Genomic DNA, 17,584 nt, shown 5'->3' on the forward strand with positions numbered 1-17,584 from the left:
TAGTCGTGGTTCAGAGGCAGCCGTCGATGCGTTTTTCGGGTCTTCCCGATTATTGTCACTCGGGCCGAGTGGCCGTCGCGCATTCGTAAACGACACACAGAGGATAGTCATTCACGCAGCTTATGCCGCAAAACAAACAGTATCCGGGCGTAGTACGATCTCGTTAACGCCATGCTACGCAATCGATAACGACACTTGAAGCTTATCCACCCGCCCCAGGTGTGTCTCGTTGACGCAGCTGGCGGAACTCACCGCTAAACGGTAAGGGCCGAGCCGATCAGGTAGGCGTTGTAGCCAAGGTAGGCCATGAGCAGCAGCGCGGCTTGCCAACGCAAGATTCGCCCCGGGCCGCCGCGGCCAAGACAAAAGAGGGCCATGACCAGCGTCAGCGCCGCCATCACCGGCCAGTCTCGATAGAGGGCTTCCGACGCGGTATGGATCGGCGCAATGACCCCCGCCAGCCCAACCACGCCAAGGGTGTTATATAGATTGGACCCCACCACATTGCCCAACACCATGTCGTGCTCTCGCTTGCGCACGGCGCTGATCGACGAGGCCAGTTCAGGCAATGACGTTCCAATGGCGACGACAGTCAAACCGATGATCAGATCGCTGACCCCCATCGCCTCGGCTACGCTCACCGCCCCCCAGACCAACAGCCGTGAGCTGGCGACGAGCACTACCAGCCCGAACCCGGTCCAGATCATGCCCTGACGAAGCGACATGCCTTGGCCCGCTGTTCGGCTTTCATCCAGGTCAACCGGCTGTTTCCTGGCGCGTCGTCGTGCTCGCAGAATACTGAGCACGACGACCGCAGCGAGGAGGAAGAGCAGTAATGCCGAATCGATTCGTGAAATCGTGCCATCCAGCAGCAAGGCACCGGAGAGCAACGTGACTGCCCCCAGAACGGGCAGCTCCAGACGCAGCAACTGGCCATGCACGGCGAGTGGACTCAGCAATGCCACAACGCCGAGAATCAAGCCGATATTGGCAACATTCGAGCCGTAGGCGTTACCCAATGCCAGACCGGGACTCCCCTGTATGGCGGCCAGCGCGGACACCACCATCTCCGGCGCCGACGTACCGAACCCGATGATCAGCAAGCCGACCAGAAGCGGTGGCATCCCCAGATGGAAAGCGGTGGCCGCCGCGCCGTCAATGAAGCGATCGGCACTCCAGGCCAGCAGGATGAGTCCTATGACGATAGACAACAGAGGAAGCCACACGTCCCTGTCTCCTCTTGTCAGATGCGCATGCCGGATTCAGGATCCCTTCCATCACCGGCATGGCATGTGTGAACTACGCTGAGATAACGGTATAAACAAGATAGCCGGTATAGCCGACGTATGCAGCGAGCAAGGCTGCCGCTTCCAGGCGATTGATCCGCCCCTGACCTCGCCAACCGATACCGAAGATCACCACGGCCAGGGTCAGCGCAGCCATGACCGGCCAATCGCGAGACAGAGCTTCCGACACGGAGTGAATCGGCGCAATCACCCCGGCCAAACCCACGACACCCAGCGTATTGAACAGGTTGGAACCGACCACGTTGCCGAGGACCAGATCGTGTTCTTTCTTGCGCACGGCACTGATCGACGAGGCTAGCTCAGGCAGGGAGGTACCCACGGCGACGACGGTCAAGCCGATGATCAGATCGCTGACGCCGAACGTCTGGGCAATGTAGACAGCGCCCCACACCAGCATCCGCGAGCTGGCAATCAGCAGTACAAGCCCGACCAAGGTCCAGACCACCCCAGCCTTCAGGCTCATGGCGTTTTCCGCCATGTCCTGTTCGGTATTCACACCAAGTGCATCGCCATTGCCCTGGCGGGCACGCCAGATACTGATGCCCATGACGACGAACAGCAGAACGATGAGGATCGTGGCATCGAGCCGGGAAATCGTGCCATCCAGCAGGAACCATGCCGAAATCAGCGTGACCAGGCCAAGCAGGGGCAGCTCTTGCTTTAGTACTTGCGAATGAACGGCAAGTGGGCTCATCAAGGCAACGAAGCCGAGGATCAAACCGATATTGGTGATGTTCGAACCATAGGCGTTGCCCAGTGCCAACCCGGGGTTGCCCTGTCCGGCAGCCAGGGCCGATACCATCAACTCAGGCGCCGAGGTGCCGAAACCGATGACCAGCATGCCGATGAGCAGGGACGGCACGCCTAAGTGTTTTGCGGTAGCGGCAGCGCCATCCACGAAGCGATCTGCGCTCCAGACCAGTATGATCAACCCTACCACGATGGCGGCGATGGCCATTAACACGTTACTTCTCCCTTACCGATGAGTGTGCGCACAGCGAAGCATGGGCGCTTGCGAACCACAAGGTGAAAAACCTTGGCCAGCTAAGCATGGTTGCACGATACGCCAGTGCAACGACACTGGTTCGTACCGCGCAGCCAGTAAGGTTACACTGTTCATACGTCAAGGAACGACTTTTATCGTCAAATGTCGGCGGGAAGCTAGCTCGTGAACCTACGCTCAGCCAAAACGACTTCGGAGCCTTTCGACCAGGACATGCGCCCGGTAGACCCAACGCCCCGACAAACACGGCGACGCTTGCGCGTCTGTCACGAGTGCGATTGGCTGGTGGCCTTGCCGCCATTGCGCGCCGGGCAGAAAGCCGACTGCCCCCGGTGCGGGCACACGCTGGCAACGCGCCACCAGCAACCTGCCGAGCGTAGCCTGGCTCTGAGCATCGCCGCATTGGTCGCCCTGGTCCTCGCCGTCTCGTTCGACTTCGTCAGCTTCGAGGTCAGTGGCGTCAGCAACCGCATCGAGCTTCCCCAGACGGCAGCCACTCTGATCGGCTTCGATCAGCCCCTGGTCGCGATCAGTGTAGCCTTGACGATCATGGTGCTGCCGGCCGTCTACCTGGCAGGCGTCATCTGGCTGCATGCCGGCCTGATCCAGCGCATCCGGCTGCCTGCCAGCCGTTACATCGCGCGTGCCCTGGCACATCTGCATCCCTGGATGATGGCCGATGTATTCATCATCGGCGCGCTGGTCAGCCTGATCAAAATTTCGGGCCTGGCAAGTGTCACCCTGGGTATTTCGTTCTGGGCTTTCTGTTGCTTTGCCGTGCTGTTACTGGCCACGACGCAATCCATCGACAGCGACTGGATGTGGTTCTCGCTGGCCGGTGAGCCATTGGCCCCGGAAGGTAGCCGAACCGGAACCGTTGCCGCGACTCAGGGGCTCAGTGGCTGCCCGACCTGCGGCCTGGTCAATCGCCTCGACGGGCAGGGTCATGGCCGTTGCCGGCGCTGCGGCGAACGCCTGCATGCCCGGCTGCCACATAGCCTGCAACGTACCTGGGCCTTGCTATTCGCTTCTGCGGTGGCGTACGTTCCGGCCAATGTCTTTCCGATAATGACCACCACCTACCTGGGCAGCAGCGACCCACAAACGATCATTGGCGGAGTGGTGGAACTCTGGCAGGCGGGCTCGATCCCGGTGGCACTGGTCATCTTCGTCGCCAGCGTGCTGGTCCCGGTCGGAAAATTGATCGCCCTGGCCTGGCTATGTATCGTCGCCCGACGCAGCTCAAGCTATCATCCCGTCACGCGCACTCGGCTCTACCGGCTTACTGAATTCATCGGTCGCTGGTCCATGGTCGATATCTTCGTCGTGGCGATACTGGTCGCCCTGATCCGTGCCGACGCATTGATGACCATCACGCCGGGGCCTGCCGCACTGGCTTTCGCCAGCGTAGTGGTACTGACCATGCTCGCAGCCATTACCTTCGATCCACGCCTGCTATGGAAATCTCCCCCGCTCGAAACGTCTGACAAGGAAGCCCGTCATGCCTGAAGCGCATCGCGCTGAGCGTCATCGTCAAACCCGTCTGTCGCCGATCTGGATCGTGCCGCTGGTCGCCGTGATCATCGGTTTGTGGCTGGTCTATGACAACTATGCCAGCCGTGGCCCCGAAATCACCTTGATCATGCCCAATGCCGAAGGCATCGAGGCGGGCAAAACGTTGATCAAGTCACGCAATGTCGAGGTCGGCCGTGTCACGGGGGTGCGCTTGTCCGATGACCTGACCCATACCGTAGTGACGGCGCGCATGGCGGAGGATACCGACCGGCTACTCAACGAAGGCACCAGTTTCTGGGTCGTCAAGCCGCGAATCGGGCGCGAAGGGATCAGCGGCCTGGGCACCGTGCTGTCGGGCGCTTATATCCAGCTGCAGCCCGGCAGGAGCGAGCAACCGCAATATCATTTCGAAGTTCTCGAACAGCCCCCCGTTGCACCGCCCAATGCCGAAGGAATTCGTATCAACCTGGTCAGCGAAGTGGGAAGCTCGCTCAACGTCGGTGATCCGGTCACCTATCAGGGCTTTACCGTAGGCCGGGTGGAAAATACCGAGTTCGATCCCGAGACGCGAAAGATGCGTCATCGCTTGTTCATCGAGGCACCGTATAACGTCCTGGTGACCGAAAGTACACGCTTCTGGACAGCGGCGGCGATCAGCCTGAACCTGACCTCCGAGGGCTTCAATGCCAACGTCGAGTCGCTCGAGACGCTGATTGGCGGTGGCGTGACCTTCGGCGTCCCCTCGGACGTGCCCATGGGGCCCGAGGCGTCACCGGATAGCACCTACCAGCTCTATCCAGACGAGGAAAGCGCCCTCCAGGGCACGTTCAACCGCTATCTGGAATACGTCCTTCTGATCGACGACACCGTGCGCGGTCTATCGCGCGGCTCACCTGTGGAGTACCGCGGCGTACGTGTCGGTACGGTGGTCAGCGTCCCGTGGCACTTCAGTGCGCCACAGCCGGATACGCGGCAGCGTTTTGCCATCCCGGTGCTGATTCGCATCGAGCCCCAGCGCCTGGGCAGCGGTGACGATGCCCCCGAGGATATCGATCTGGACGAGTGGCGCGAGCGGATCGGCCGGATGTTCGATTACGGCCTGAGAGCCTCGCTGAAAACCGGCAATTTGCTGACCGCGGCCCTGTTCGTGGATCTCAACTTCCAAGAGGACGCCGGCGACTATCAGCGCGAGACCTTCGATGGCATTCCCGTGTTCCCCACCACTGCCGGTGGTTTCGCGCAGATCGAACAACAGGTCGCCAACCTGCTCGAGAAACTCAATCAGTTGGAAATCGAGCCTATCCTGACAGGGCTGGACGAGAATCTACAGACCTCGCAATCGGTACTCGTCGAAGTGCGCCGTACGGCAGAATCCCTGCAGGCCCTGCTGGACGACCCGACCACCGGCGATCTGTTGAACAACATCAACGCATCGCTGCGCGAACTGCGTCAGACCCTGCAGGGATTGTCGCCGGAATCCGATGCCTATCGCGAGCTGACGGAGACGCTGGAAAGCCTCGATCAGTTGATCCGCGACCTGCAGCCGGTCGCCAGGACACTGAGCGAGCAACCCAGCGCGCTGATCTTCGACCGCAGCGGTGGCGCGGATCCGGTTCCCAGAGCACCGAGTCGCTAAGCACAGCCGGTGTCGAACGGCACCGGCAGAATGTTCATTAACGGAGGACGATCCATGATGCGAGTCCTGATATTGCTCCCGCTGCTGGCCTGGCTTACGGGGTGTGCCGCAGGCGGCGGTGGCTCCTCGCTGGAGCGCTACACCCTCCCGCCAGGTACCTATACCAACGAGCCGACGGCGCCGTCTCCCCAACGCACCCTCGTGATCGATAGCGTCCAGGTGGCCAACTACCTTTCCGGTCAAGGCATCGTCCTGCAGCGCAACGATGTGTTGCTACATCAGGCCAGCACGCATTTATGGGCCGAGGACCTGGGCCGCCAACTGCGTCGCGGCCTGCGTCAGCGACTGGCCGAGCGCCTGCCCGACACCCGTGTGCTGGATAGCGGCAACGTCAACGATGCCTGGCATCTGCGCGTGGAGGTCGATGAATTCCTGGGCCGCTACGATGGCATGGCGGTAGCCGGCGGACGTTGGCAATTGCGTGATGCCGACGGCGACATTCTGACCATCGAGCCCTTTTCGGCGAGTGTGGCGTTGGATAGCGACGGTTACCCCGCCCTGGTTCGCGCCCTCGGCAAGAGCTGGGATGAAGTCGCCGTCGACATCGCTCAGCGCATCCGCTCACTGTAGGCTGCAGCCTCTTGGCGTGCATCATGCGAGACTTTCTGTCATGATGCGCGTCGCAGCTTTTTCGTCCCCCTGCTGCGCCTCCATTGTCACCGTTCTTTTCTTCGCATTGGCCCGGGACGCACCCTTCAGGTGTGCGGCGAGTGCGTATATCCGGAGCTTGCATGAGTTTTTCCGATCTAGGCCTGCGCGCCGAGCTGCTACGTGCCGTCGAAGAGCAGGGCTATACCACCCCGACCCCGATCCAGCGCCAGGCGATCCCCGCCGTGCTCAAGGGCGGCGACTTACTGGCCAGCGCCCAGACGGGCACCGGCAAGACCGCAGGGTTCACCCTGCCCTTGCTACAGCGTCTCAGTGCCGGCGGCCGCCCCGGCGCCCGCCAGGTGCGCGCCCTGGTGCTTACCCCAACCCGCGAGCTTGCCGCCCAGATCGGTGACAACGTCACCGCCTACGGCCGTCATCTCAAGCTGCGCTCGCACGTCATCTTCGGTGGCGTTGGCGCTCAGCCGCAGATCGACGCCGTCCGTCCGGGCCTCGATATCCTCGTTGCTACGCCGGGTCGCCTGCTGGATCTGCATCAGCAGCGCCATGTCGATCTATCGCGGGTCGAGACACTGGTGCTCGATGAAGCCGATCGCATGCTCGACATGGGCTTCATACACGACATCAAGAAACTGCTGCGCCTGCTGCCCGCCAAGCGTCAGAACCTGCTGTTCTCGGCCACCTTCTCGGATGAAATTCAGCAGTTGGCCAACGGTCTGCTCGACCAGCCTACGATGATCGAAGTCGCCCGTCGCAACACCACGGCCGAGACCGTCGATCAGGCCGTCTATCGAGTGGACAGGGAGAAAAAGCGCGATCTGCTGGCCCATCTGATCAAGCGCCACCAGTGGTACCAGGTGCTGGTTTTCACCCGCACCAAGCATGGCGCCAACCGACTTGCCGAACAGTTGGACAAGCAGGACATTCCCGCCATGGCGATCCATGGCAACAAGAGCCAGTCGGCCCGCACCCGCGCCCTTGCCGCCTTCAAGGACGGCAGCCTCCAGGTCCTGGTGGCAACCGACATCGCTGCACGCGGCCTCGACATCAGCGAACTGCCTCATGTCGTCAACTTCGAGCTTCCCAACGTTGCCGAAGATTACGTGCATCGCATCGGACGCACCGGCCGGGCCGGTAGCGAAGGTCAGGCGATTTCGCTGGTTTGCGTCGACGAACATGGCCTGCTGCGGAATATCGAGAAGCTGATCAAGCGCGACCTGCCCAAGCATATCGAGACGGGATTCGAGCCCGATCCCAACGCCAAGCCCGAACCTATCGAGAACGGTCGCCGCGGAGGCAATGGCCGACAGCAGCCTCGCAACAAGACCGCCAATCCGCGCCAGGGAAAGTCCCAGAGCGGCGCTCGCAACGACAGCCAGCAACGCCAAGGTGACAATGCCGGCCAACAGCGCCGCCGCCGCCGCCCCCAGCGTTCTCAACAAGCCTGATCGCTTGCCGGCATCGATATCGCTCGGTGCCGGCCTACCTTGCGTTGAACCTTGCGCTTCCAATACGGCAAGGCATGAATTGTTTCAACCCGCCTGGCCGAGTACTCTTATGTCTGCAAGAGATTGACCCGTCTCACTTTTTATCGAGAAATCCGGTGTGAGCACTTCCGTCGTTGACGACGATCAATATTGCATTGCTCTGCAGCCCGTATGCGATGCCCAGTTTCAACATGTCGGCGATGAGCTGCTCTATCGTTCATCGCCGCAGGCCAGCACGGCGGTCATCACCGACCCCCTGTTAGCCACCGCGCGGGCGTGTAGTGCCGCCATCTACGATATCGGCTTGGAGAAGCTGGTCAGCAATCGCTGGCTGTTTCTCAATGTTTCCAGTGAATGGCTGGCTCGTCCCGAACTGCTGCCCACCCCGGCAGAGCAGATCGTTATCGAGATAACCGATTCGGTTCAGGCGGATAGCGAAACCGTTCGTGCCATTCAGGTCATCAAGAGCTACGGCTATCGCGTCTCGTGGACCCTGCAGAGCGACGACAGCCGCACCAGCACGCTCGGTGAGCTTGCCGACATCATCAAAGTCGATACGACCCGGCCCTATGACCGACAAGCCGTCCAGTCGCTGACCAATGGCGAGCGTACGTTTCTTGCCGAGAAAGTTGACGATCTGGATGTCTTCGAGCGCTACAAGTCGCTGGGTTTTCAGCTGTTCCAAGGCTTTTTCTTCGCTCAGCCGAAGACCCACACTGCCAGCCTGAACACACGTCGTAGCAATCAGAGCAGTCAGTTGAAGCTGATTACCGAGCTTTACCGCGACACCGTGAACCTCGACGACGTCGCCAAGCTCATTGCCCAGGACCCGTATCTCTACGTCACGGTACTAAAACGTGCCAATTCGGGATACTTCGGCCAGGGCAAGCAGATCAACCAGCTCAAGCGCAGCCTGCAACTGCTGGGCCTGATCGAGCTGCGCACCCTGGTCGCCACCGTGATGCTGTCGCAAAACGGCCCGGTCTGTCGCCTGACCATGAAACTGGCATTGATCCGCGCCCTGATGTGTCGCCTGTTGGCCGATCCCTTTCCCGGCATCGACCGGGAAAGCGCCTTCACGGCTGGCCTGTTCTCGTTGATGGACGTGATGCTCGACCTGTCCATGGAGACCTTGTTGCGCGAGGTCCCCTTGCCGGAAGACGTACTTGCCGCCCTGCGAACACGCTCAGGCAGCCTCGGCGCTCTGCTGGTTTTGGCGGAGGACTACGAGAAGATGGCCGTGGATATGGATGGCAACGACTCCACGCAACGCGCCCAGTTGCGCCGTTGCTATCTGCAAGCCAACGAAGAGGCGGATGCCCTGTTGCAATCGCTCAAGACATCCTGACGTCATGAGGAAGAAGAGCCCGGCCGATCAGGCGTCGGCCAGTTTTGCACGCAAGCGTGCCACGGCCTGGCTATGCAGTTGACAGACGCGCGACTCGCTGACCCCCAACACGGCGCCGATCTCCTTGAGGTTCAGTTCCTCCTGATAATACAGGCCCAGCAATAGCTTTTCGCGCTCGGGCAATCGCTCGATGGCCGCTACCAGGCGCTGGCGTTGTTCGCCGCTGGCGATGGCGTCGAAAGGCGACTTCGGCGAGCGCTCGTCCGCCTCGGGCTCGCCGCCTTCGGCCACGATATCCTCGTAGCCGAGCAATTGTCCCCCGTTGGTATCCGCCAGGCGTTGGCGGTACTCTTCCAGACTCAGCGAGAGTTCGTCAGCGATTTCGCGCTCTTCGGCAGCACGCCCCAATTGCTGCTCCAGGCTGCGAATCGCCTCTTCGATTTCGCGGGCATTGCGCCTGACACTGCGCGGCACCCAATCGCGGCTACGCAGTTCATCGATCATCGCGCCACGAATGCGCTGACTGGCATAGGTGGTGAAGCTGGCCCCCTGGGCGGAATCATAACGCCCCAAGGAGTCCAACAGGCCGAGCATGCCTGCCTGAATCAAGTCATCGAGCTCGACGCTGGCCGGCAACTTCACCTGAAGCGCCAGCGCCTGTCGCCGCACGATGGGAAGGTATTGATCGAGTAGTGCGCGTTGGTCGATCTTGCCCTGTGCCGTGTACATTCCACTCGCCTCGAAAAGAGTAAGCGACAGCATGTCAACCGATGCGATTGGCTGCCGATACTTGCATTATTACGTTGTGCCGATAGCTACCAAGCAACGAAAACCCCCTATTGCCATGGTTTATTCGCGCTTTAACGACGCGTAGTGCAAATGGCGCCAATTATTGGTAATCGACGATGACCTGGAGGCCTTCGACGCGAAACGGCTTGGCCGGCTGGCGCCCCTTGGGTAGCCGAAAGCGGAAGTGCAACGGTTGATCCGCCGCCAGGCCGGCCAGGGCCCGGCTGGAGCCGCGTGGGCCTCCCAGGCGAACGCACTCCTGCGAAGCGCAGAGCCAGGCTTCCAGGTAGGGCTGGCCGGCGGGAACGCGATATTGCCAGCGAACCTGTCGTATGTGAGTGCCCTTGACCATGTCGCCTTGCGGTAACAAGGGCTGCGATTCGACCACCCGGCCGGTGGTAAACAATCGCACGCTCTCCCCGGCACTCACCCAGCTCCCCGGCGCGGCAACACTCGAGACGGGGAGCAGGCTGCAAGCGGCCAATGCCAGACAGGCAACACCTCTGGTTAATCTCACGTGCGCTTTCCCCTGGGCTTGGTAAAGCCGATCATGACGAGCTGGATTCCAAAGAAATGGGCTGCCGCATCACGCAGGTTACCCAGCAGGCCGGCGCCGGACAGCAACGGAGGATGTACCATCAGCAAGCGTCGCGGCGTCCCTGGATGCCGAGCCAGTTGCTTCAATGTCCGATAGGCACGCCGAAAGCCGTCTGCATCATCGTCCACCCAAAGCGCCCAGCGTTTCTGCTGACTGGCCAAGGCAGCGACATGGGGACTTTGCGCATCCAGCGCCACCACACGCCAGGCCGCAGGATCGCCGACCCATGATTGGCCCCGCTCATGCCAGCGACACAGCGCATCCATGACGGGCTCGACATCGCTGTCCGCCCCCTCCGGCAATCCCAGCGTCAACAAGACGCGGGAGGGCGTGGCTTCCTGGGAAGGACTGGGCTGGGGCGGCGTCATGGACTCGGCCCAACGTCGCAGTCCCGCCGCCTGATCCGACTGACTCACCTGTGTTCACTCCCTAGACGATCACTGAACGCCGGCCAGGCGAAAGGCATCACGCGCCGTCAACACGTGAACCAGCCCTTCCAGCAGCGCGGTGGATGAACGCGTCCGCCGCCCCCCGATCGCAGCCATGACATGCGCACGTACATCCATTGCCCAATCGGCCCCGTCCTGATCGAGGCGGGACGCGACCGCCGCCAAGCTTGTCGCCACCAGCAGCTGCAGTTCGGGATCGAGCGGAACACGGCTGGCCTCTCCCACCAAGCGCCAGGCCCGGCGGGTCAATAACGGCAGATCGTCATGGATCAGTTGCGACGTCATTGCCTCCACGATGCCCTGCTCGCGCATGTCGCTCCGCGGCGCTAGCCAATAGCGCTGCCCCACTTGGCGGCCGGTTTCGGTCGCTGAAAGCGTGCCGAACCAAGCATGCAGGCGCTCGCCATCGCTGACGTCGACTGCAAGGCGAGACAGTGCGAGGCTGGAATCACGGCCACGATACCGGCACGTCAGTTGGGTCTGCAGCTCGGCATGGCGACTCAACGCTGCCAGCGTGTGCCGCTCCCCGCCCGCCATGACCCGGGAATTGGCCTGCCCCATCGCCAGCCACGCCATGCCGAGATTGGCCAACGTATCGCGCGCCAGTACACCGGGGTAGCTGGGTAGCAGATGCCAGGCCGGCCCCAGCTCGGCTTCGGCCCACATCAGGCGTTCGGCCTCGCCCGCAGGAAAGAGATGCGCCAACCACGGCATTGCCTGGGCATGGCCGGCCGCATTCAAGCTGACTGCCGGCATGGCCCAATCCGTGCCGCTCACCGTCTTGGCGCGCCCCCAGAGCAAGGCATGCAGAGTTTCCTGCTGGCCATGTAGCAAGCGTCGCTCGGTGTCGATCAGGCCGGGAACCCGGGCGCGCTGCTGCTCCAATGGATAGCCCAGCAATGGCCAGGTTTCTTCGAGCAGCGCGAAACCGGCAATCTCGCGACGCAGAATCGCCAGAGTGGCGGCCAGGGCGCGACCTTGGCCCATCAGGCCCCGCGACAGCGCCTGAATACGCTGCCCCGAAGACGGCACTGTGGGCACGTCGATCGCGAACGAGGATTGTCCTGCGACACTGAGCGCCTGCTGAACGAGTGCATCACGCTCGGCCAGGCGCAGGTCTTCGGGGACCTGTTGGCCATGCGACACATAATGCAGGCACAGCCCGTGACGGATGGCGATGTCGAGCACCGCGCCCAAGCGTGGCGCCTCGTCGACCTTGGTCAGGATCGCGCCGTAAAGCGGCGCCCCGGCCGCCAGTGAGGCACGCTGATAGGTGTCGACGACTTCTTCCAGCGTGTCGCCATGGCTGGCTGCATTGAGCAGCAGCAGACGGCGAATCGGCCGTTGCTGCGCACCGCCCCCAGTATCGCCGAGCATGGCAATCTGGCCGACCAGGCGCTGATCGCGCTGGCTCATGCCCACGGTATCGATGATCACCAGGCGCTTTCCGGCCAGTTTTTCCAACAGGTTGCCGAGCGGCGCATCGGCTTCCAGGGCATGCACCTCCACGCCCAGCAGGCGGGCATAGATGCGCAGTTGCTCATGGGCACCGATTCGATAGCTATCGGTTGTCACCAGGGCGACCCCACCGCCGCCATGGCGCATCACGTAGCGAGCTGCCAGCTTGGCCGTCGTCGTGGTCTTGCCGATCCCGGTCGGCCCGACCAGAGCAAATACGCCACCGGCATCGAGCAGTGCAGCCTCGTCGTCAAGGACGGCCAAGCGCGACGCCAGTTGACGGGCCAGCCAGGCCTGGGCCTGTCCTTCGTCGGCGGTCAGCAACTCCGTGGGCGGCGACTCGAGCAGCTCCTGCGCCAGACGCACCCCGAAGCCAGCCGCGTAAAGCCGTTGCCGCAGGCGGTCGGCAAGGCTGTTGCCTTCCGTGCCTCTCGGCCTGTGGACCTGCGAGGCCATCAGGGTGCGCAGATCCTGCATCTCGCCGAGCACCCGTTCACTGAATGCCGCGAAATCGATCGGTGCCTGCGTCCCGAGCGGGCTATCGCTTACGAGGTCGGCGACCTTGGGAAAACCGGGCGTCAAGCCGCTGCCCTGAGTATCCGTAGCCGATACAGGAGACGGCCTGACGCTGGGCGCCTCGGCTAGCGGAGCCGTCATGCGCCCATGCGCTTCGTCGGCCAGGGCCAATATCTCGACCCCTTCGGGCACCTGCCGATTGGACAGGATCAGCGCATCGTCGCCCAGCGCGGCTCGCACCTGACGCATGGCTTCACGACTGTTGACGCCTACAAAGCGCTTGACGCTCATTTACGGCCTCCGATCAGAGTAGTGACCCGCAGGGTACGGTCATCGGGGATTTCCGCCTGGGACAGCACGGCAAGTTGGCGCAGGCGACGCCGCAGGAAGCGCGCCAGCAGCGGACGCAGCTCGTGCTGCACCACCAGCACGCATGGTTCGCCGCTGGCTTCCTGGCGTGCCACGCCGGCTTCCGATTGCGTCATCAGCGTTTCTGCCAGGCCAGGTTCGAGCCCCCCTCCGCTGTGAAGGGCCTGGCTCAGCACCTGTTCGAGGTTGGCGTCCAGGCCAATCACGTGCAGCTCGTCCTGGCCCGGGAACCACTGTTGGGTAATGGCGCGGCCCAAGGCGATGCGCACCACGGCGGTCAACTCATGCGCATCGCTCTGCGGCGAGCCATGCTCGGCCAGCGTATCCAGAATGGTGCGCAGGTCGCGAATCGAGACATCCTCTTCGAGCAGATTCTGCAGCAGGCGCTGCAGCGTGGTCAGCGAGACCAGCTTGGGCACCACATCGTCGACCAGGGTCTTGCTCTCTTCGCCCAGCTTGTCGAGCAACTGCTGAACTTCCTGGCGACCCAGCATTTCGCCACCGTGGCGATGCAGCAAGTGGTTGAGGTGCGTCGCGACCACCGTGCCGGCATCCACCACCGTGTAGCCATAGACTTGGGCATGTTCGCGCTGGCTGCTGTCGATCCACACCGCCGGCAGGCCGAAGGCGGGATCCTGGGTCGGCGTACCTTCCAGATGTCCGGAGACCTGGCCCGGATCGATGGCCAGCCACTTGCCGGGATAGGCCTCGGCGCGCCCGATTTCGGCCCCCTTGAGCGAGATGACGTAGGTGTTGGGCCCCAGCTCGAGATTGTCGCGAATGTGCACCACGGGCGGCAGGAAACCGACCTCCTGGGCGAACTTCTTGCGTACGCTCTTGATGCGACCGAGCAGCTCGCCGCCTTGGCGATGGTCGACCATGGGAATCAGGCGATGACCGACCTCGAGACCCAGGGTGTCGACCAGTTGCACATCGTCCCAGCTCGCCTCGGGAACTTCCTGCTGCGCCGGTGCGGCCGTGGTATTGATGGTCTCTTCGGCCAGCTTTTCATCGTTGCGACGCATCATCCACCAGGCCAGACCACCCAGCAGCACGGTGAACAGCAAAAATACGAAATTGGGCATACCCGGTACCAGACCCAGCAGGCCCATGACACAGGCGGCCAAGATCAGCACCTGCGGCTTGTTGAACAGCTGGCCCAGCATCTGCTGGCCAACGTCCTGCTCGGTGTTGACGCGGGAAACGGTGACACCGGCCGCGGTGGAGATCACCAGCGCGGGAATCTGCGCCACCAAGCCGTCGCCGATGGTCAGCAGCGTATAGGTGCGGGCGGCATCGCTGAAGGCCATGTCGTGCTGCATCACGCCGATCAGCAGGCCACCGATGAGGTTGACTACCATGATGATCAGGCCGGCGACCGCATCGCCGCGTACGAACTTGCTGGCACCGTCCATGGAACCGTAGAAATCGGATTCCTGAGAGATTTCACCACGCCGACGCTTGGCCTCTTCTTCGCCGATCAGGCCGGCGTTGAGATCGGCATCGATGGCCATCTGCTTGCCTGGCATGGAGTCGAGCATGAAGCGTGCGCCGACCTCGGCAATACGCCCGGCCCCCTTGGTGATGACCATGAAGTTGATGATGACCAGGATCAAGAACACCACCAGACCAACGGCGAAGTTACCGCCGATGAGGAACTCGCCGAACGCCTCGATGACCTTGCCCGCCGCGTCGCCGCCCTCGTCGCCTTCCATCAGTACCACACGGGTCGAGGCCACGTTGAGCGACAGGCGTAGCAGGGTGGTGAACAGCAGGACGGCGGGAAACGCCGCGAAATCCAGCGGCTTCTGCGTGAACATGCTGACCAGCAGCACCATGATCGACAGCGCGATGTTGAAGGTGAAAAACAGGTCCAGTGCGAACGGCGGCAGCGGCAGGATCATCATCGACAGGATCATGATGATCAATACCGGGCCGGCCAGCAGCTTCATATGGGCATTGCCCAGCAAGTTCTGACGACCCAGGGAATCCAACAGGTTCATTGAGCATCCTCGGAAGGGGGTTCGCGCCGCGTGGCGTCGTCGAGTTCAGCGGGTACCGGCAGATCGCGCGGCGTGTCGGGCATGTCGCCGCCTTCACGGCGAACCTGCTTGAGGCGGAACGCCCAGGCCAATACTTCGGCCACGGCGGTGTACAGGTCAGCGGGAATTTCCCGGTCGAGATCGACATGGCGATACAGGGCACGCGCCAGCGGCGGCGCCTCGAGCCGTGGCACTTTGTGCTCGTCGCCGAGTTCGCGGATACGCACCGCCACGGCATCCACGCCCTTGGCGACGACCCGCGGCGCGCCCATCTCGCCGTCACGGTAGCTCAGCGCGACGGCATAATGGGTCGGGTTGGTGACGATGACGTCCGCCTCGGGCACCTTGCTCATCATGCGTCCGCGAGCCATGGCCTGCTGTTGCTGGCGTATCTTTGCCTTGACGTGCGGATCGCCGTCGGACTCCTTGTGTTCCTTCTTGATCTCGTCTTTGGTCATGCGCAGCTTCTTGTTGTGGCTCCACAGCTGATAAGGCACATCGATCAGGATGACCACGATCAGCGAAAGGACGATGAGGCCGCAGCATAGCGCCGCCAGCTTCAAGGCATGGAACAGCGCTATCTCCAGAGGCTGATCCATCAGCGCCATCAATTCACCACGCCTGGACCACAGGAAACCGATCGCCACACTGCCGGTCAGCACCGACTTGGCAATGGCCTTGGCCAGTTCGGCCAGCGCCTGAGTGGAAAACATCCGCTGCAACCCTTTCAGCGGATTGAGCTTGGAAAACTGGGGTTTCAGGGATTTGCCGGAAATCAGCCAACCGCCGAGCAGCGCCGGAGCGATCAGCGCCACGACGGTCAACAGCAGGAACAGTGGCAGCAGCGCCACCAGGGTATGTGTGCCAAGCGTCCAGAAGTTCGCCAGCATCAAGGCGGTATCGAAGGCAACGCCGCGTTCGAACAGGAAGGTCTGCTCCATCATCAGACCCAACTGATCATAGAGCAGCGACCCCATGGCCCACAGGCTGGCGACCCCCGCCATCAGCATCATAAAGGTGGCTAGCTCACGGGAACGGGCAACCTGGCCTTCCTCGCGCGCCTTTTCGATGCGTCGCGCTGTCGGCTCTTCGGTCTTGTCATCCTGGCTGGTCTCGTCGGCCATGGTTCCTGCGTGCGAATAGCGTAAACGGAGTGGACGCTGGCTATTCTGCGCGGCGCAGGCGAGAGACGATCACACAAAAAGCGCGACGAATCGTGCGTTAATTCACGATTGTCGCGCGCAAGCGGGCAAGTGAAGCGAGGGCACAGCGCATCGAGACGTCAGCGATACGCCATAGACCGATCACGGCAAAACTCAGAACCCGAGCGAATCGAGCAGGTCGTCCACCTGGTCCTGGCTGCTGACCACGTCAGGCGCATCGGCCTTGATCTGCGGCCCATTAAGCAGCGAGGATTCACGCTCGGCATCCATCGCACGGCGCAACTCCTTGCGGTCGTCGCTGTCCGGCACGCTATCCAGCAGCACCTGAACCAGCTGGTTCTCGATCTGCTTGATGACGTCCATCATCTTCTTGATCACCTGGCCCGTCAGGTCCTGAAAATCCTGGGCCATCATGATCTCGAGAAGTTCGGCGTTGGTCGCCTGGGTCTTCGCCGGCACGTCGGAAAGATAGTTGCGCGTATCGGTCACCAATACCTTGGCGTCGTCGAGCTCCTTGGGCTCGGCGAACCACTCCGCCCAGCGTTTGTCGAGTTCGTTGGCCCGCGCTTCCAGCCCTTCCTGTATCGGCTGTGCCCGATCGATGGCATTGAGCGCCCGCTCGGCGGCCTGCTCGGTCATCGATGCCACGTAACTCAGACGGTCGCGCGCATCGGGAATGGCCTCGGCCGCTTTCTCGATTTCCTTGTCGAGCCCCAGCTCGCGCATGCTGTCTCGCAGCATGCGCGTCAATTGCCCGATTTTCACGATCAGATCATCGCCGTGATTGACGGCTTGCTGCGCTTCACCGCTCATGGCTGGCCCTCCTCACGGATCATTTGCCCAGTTTTTCGAATATCTTGTTGAGTTTTTCTTCCAACGTCGCGGCGGTGAACGGCTTGACCACATAACCGTTGGCGCCGGCCTGCGCCGCAGCGATGATGTTTTCCTTCTTGGCTTCCGCCGTGACCATCAACACCGGCAGCGACTTGAGTGCGTCGTCGGCACGGATCTGCTTGAGCATTTCCAGACCGTCGAGGTTGGGCATGTTCCAGTCGGAAACGACGAACTCGAAGCCGCCGGAGCGCAGCTTACCCAAGGCATCCTGACCGTCTTCCGCCTCTTCCACATTGGTGTAGCCCAATTCCTTGAGCAGACTGCGCACAATGCGGCGCATGGTAGGAAAGTCATCTACCACCAGAATGCTCATGTTCTTATCGGCCATCTTTCATCCTCGT

At 62.0% G+C, this 17,584-nt stretch carries 15 protein-coding genes; 5 read left to right on the top strand and 10 right to left on the bottom strand.

All coding sequences use genetic code 11. The annotated features are described in order from the left end of the window. Positions 1-254 precede the first annotated feature (254 nt). Together MHM84_RS02180 and MHM84_RS02185 are read right to left on the bottom strand one after the other, a co-directional pair. On the bottom strand, positions 255-1,226 hold the full coding sequence (locus MHM84_RS02180; RefSeq protein WP_239261979.1) for a calcium/sodium antiporter: 972 nt from the start codon (positions 1,224-1,226) through the stop codon (positions 255-257). A gap of 73 nt (positions 1,227-1,299) precedes the next feature. Further along, positions 1,300-2,271 carry a calcium/sodium antiporter gene (locus MHM84_RS02185; RefSeq protein ID WP_343218269.1) on the bottom strand — a complete coding sequence of 324 codons (972 nt, stop codon included), beginning with the start codon at positions 2,269-2,271 and terminating at the stop codon, positions 1,300-1,302. Positions 2,272-2,523: 252 nt separating this feature from the next. Between MHM84_RS02185 and MHM84_RS02190 the strand changes: the two genes are divergently transcribed. The 5 genes from MHM84_RS02190 (at position 2,524) to MHM84_RS21555 (ending at position 8,965) form a co-directional block, all read left to right on the top strand. Beyond that, complete coding sequence (locus MHM84_RS02190; protein WP_239263791.1) at positions 2,524-3,819, top strand: paraquat-inducible protein A; 1,296 nt, start codon at positions 2,524-2,526, stop codon at positions 3,817-3,819. Continuing rightward, positions 3,812-5,461, top strand: coding sequence for an intermembrane transport protein PqiB (gene pqiB / locus MHM84_RS02195; protein WP_239261981.1), 1,650 nt, complete (start codon positions 3,812-3,814; stop codon positions 5,459-5,461). Before MHM84_RS02190 ends, pqiB begins: the two co-directional genes overlap by 8 nt. A 54-nt stretch (positions 5,462-5,515) precedes the next feature. After that, positions 5,516-6,091, top strand: coding sequence for an ABC-type transport auxiliary lipoprotein family protein (locus MHM84_RS02200; RefSeq protein WP_239261983.1), 576 nt, complete (start codon positions 5,516-5,518; stop codon positions 6,089-6,091). Between the two features lie 161 nt (positions 6,092-6,252). After that, complete coding sequence (locus MHM84_RS02205; protein ID WP_239261985.1) at positions 6,253-7,578, top strand: DEAD/DEAH box helicase; 1,326 nt, start codon at positions 6,253-6,255, stop codon at positions 7,576-7,578. A gap of 157 nt (positions 7,579-7,735) precedes the next feature. Beyond that, the gene (locus tag MHM84_RS21555) at positions 7,736-8,965 is read left to right on the top strand and encodes an HDOD domain-containing protein (protein WP_239261987.1); all 1,230 of its coding nucleotides are present in this window, start codon (positions 7,736-7,738) and stop codon (positions 8,963-8,965) included. Positions 8,966-8,992: 27 nt separating this feature from the next. On the opposite strand, the gene MHM84_RS02215 is transcribed toward MHM84_RS21555, so the two are convergent. From MHM84_RS02215 to cheY, 8 genes are all read right to left on the bottom strand, one after another. Continuing rightward, positions 8,993-9,694 (bottom strand): RNA polymerase sigma factor FliA, encoded by a 702-nt coding sequence (locus MHM84_RS02215; RefSeq protein WP_239261988.1) that lies wholly within the window; start codon positions 9,692-9,694, stop codon positions 8,993-8,995. A gap of 160 nt (positions 9,695-9,854) precedes the next feature. Then, entirely contained in the window at positions 9,855-10,271 is a 417-nt protein-coding gene (locus MHM84_RS02220; protein ID WP_239261991.1) for a flagellar protein FlhE, read from the bottom strand. Beyond that, positions 10,268-10,768: a hypothetical protein gene (locus MHM84_RS02225; RefSeq protein ID WP_239261993.1), complete on the bottom strand. Its 501-nt coding sequence runs from the start codon at positions 10,766-10,768 to the stop codon at positions 10,268-10,270. The genes MHM84_RS02220 and MHM84_RS02225 overlap by 4 nt, the downstream gene beginning before the upstream one ends. A 21-nt stretch (positions 10,769-10,789) precedes the next feature. Continuing rightward, on the bottom strand, positions 10,790-13,066 hold the full coding sequence (gene flhF, locus MHM84_RS02230; RefSeq protein WP_239261995.1) for a flagellar biosynthesis protein FlhF: 2,277 nt from the start codon (positions 13,064-13,066) through the stop codon (positions 10,790-10,792). Beyond that, positions 13,063-15,147 carry a flagellar biosynthesis protein FlhA gene (flhA, locus tag MHM84_RS02235; RefSeq protein WP_239261997.1) on the bottom strand — a complete coding sequence of 695 codons (2,085 nt, stop codon included), beginning with the start codon at positions 15,145-15,147 and terminating at the stop codon, positions 13,063-13,065. Before flhA ends, flhF begins: the two co-directional genes overlap by 4 nt. Continuing rightward, positions 15,144-16,310 carry a flagellar biosynthesis protein FlhB gene (flhB, locus tag MHM84_RS02240; RefSeq protein WP_239261999.1) on the bottom strand — a complete coding sequence of 389 codons (1,167 nt, stop codon included), beginning with the start codon at positions 16,308-16,310 and terminating at the stop codon, positions 15,144-15,146. Before flhB ends, flhA begins: the two co-directional genes overlap by 4 nt. Before the next feature lie 192 nt (positions 16,311-16,502). Then, positions 16,503-17,162 (bottom strand): protein phosphatase CheZ, encoded by a 660-nt coding sequence (gene cheZ / locus MHM84_RS02245; RefSeq protein ID WP_239262001.1) that lies wholly within the window; start codon positions 17,160-17,162, stop codon positions 16,503-16,505. A gap of 19 nt (positions 17,163-17,181) precedes the next feature. After that, positions 17,182-17,571 (bottom strand): chemotaxis response regulator CheY, encoded by a 390-nt coding sequence (gene cheY, locus MHM84_RS02250; RefSeq protein ID WP_019018462.1) that lies wholly within the window; start codon positions 17,569-17,571, stop codon positions 17,182-17,184. Between the last annotated feature and the right edge of the window lie 13 nt (positions 17,572-17,584).

The organism is Halomonas sp. McH1-25 (genome assembly GCF_022348165.1).
In the GTDB taxonomy this organism is placed as follows: Bacteria; Pseudomonadota; Gammaproteobacteria; order Pseudomonadales; family Halomonadaceae; genus Modicisalibacter.

Bases quoted from the DNA above. Each gene is read 5' to 3' on its own strand.
- MHM84_RS02205 (WP_239261985.1), top strand. From the start codon at position 6,253: ATGAGTTTTTCCGATCTAGGCCTGCGCGCCGAGCTGCTACGTGCCGTC.
- flhF (WP_239261995.1), bottom strand. From the start codon at position 13,066: ATGAGCGTCAAGCGCTTTGTAGGCGTCAACAGTCGTGAAGCCATGCGT.
- flhB (WP_239261999.1), bottom strand. From the start codon at position 16,310: ATGGCCGACGAGACCAGCCAGGATGACAAGACCGAAGAGCCGACAGCG.
- flhA (WP_239261997.1), bottom strand. From the start codon at position 15,147: ATGAACCTGTTGGATTCCCTGGGTCGTCAGAACTTGCTGGGCAATGCC.
- MHM84_RS02190 (WP_239263791.1), top strand. From the start codon at position 2,524: ATGCGCCCGGTAGACCCAACGCCCCGACAAACACGGCGACGCTTGCGC.
- pqiB (WP_239261981.1), top strand. From the start codon at position 3,812: ATGCCTGAAGCGCATCGCGCTGAGCGTCATCGTCAAACCCGTCTGTCG.
- cheZ (WP_239262001.1), bottom strand. From the start codon at position 17,162: ATGAGCGGTGAAGCGCAGCAAGCCGTCAATCACGGCGATGATCTGATC.
- MHM84_RS02215 (WP_239261988.1), bottom strand. From the start codon at position 9,694: ATGTACACGGCACAGGGCAAGATCGACCAACGCGCACTACTCGATCAA.
- MHM84_RS02200 (WP_239261983.1), top strand. From the start codon at position 5,516: ATGATGCGAGTCCTGATATTGCTCCCGCTGCTGGCCTGGCTTACGGGG.
- cheY (WP_019018462.1), bottom strand. From the start codon at position 17,571: ATGGCCGATAAGAACATGAGCATTCTGGTGGTAGATGACTTTCCTACC.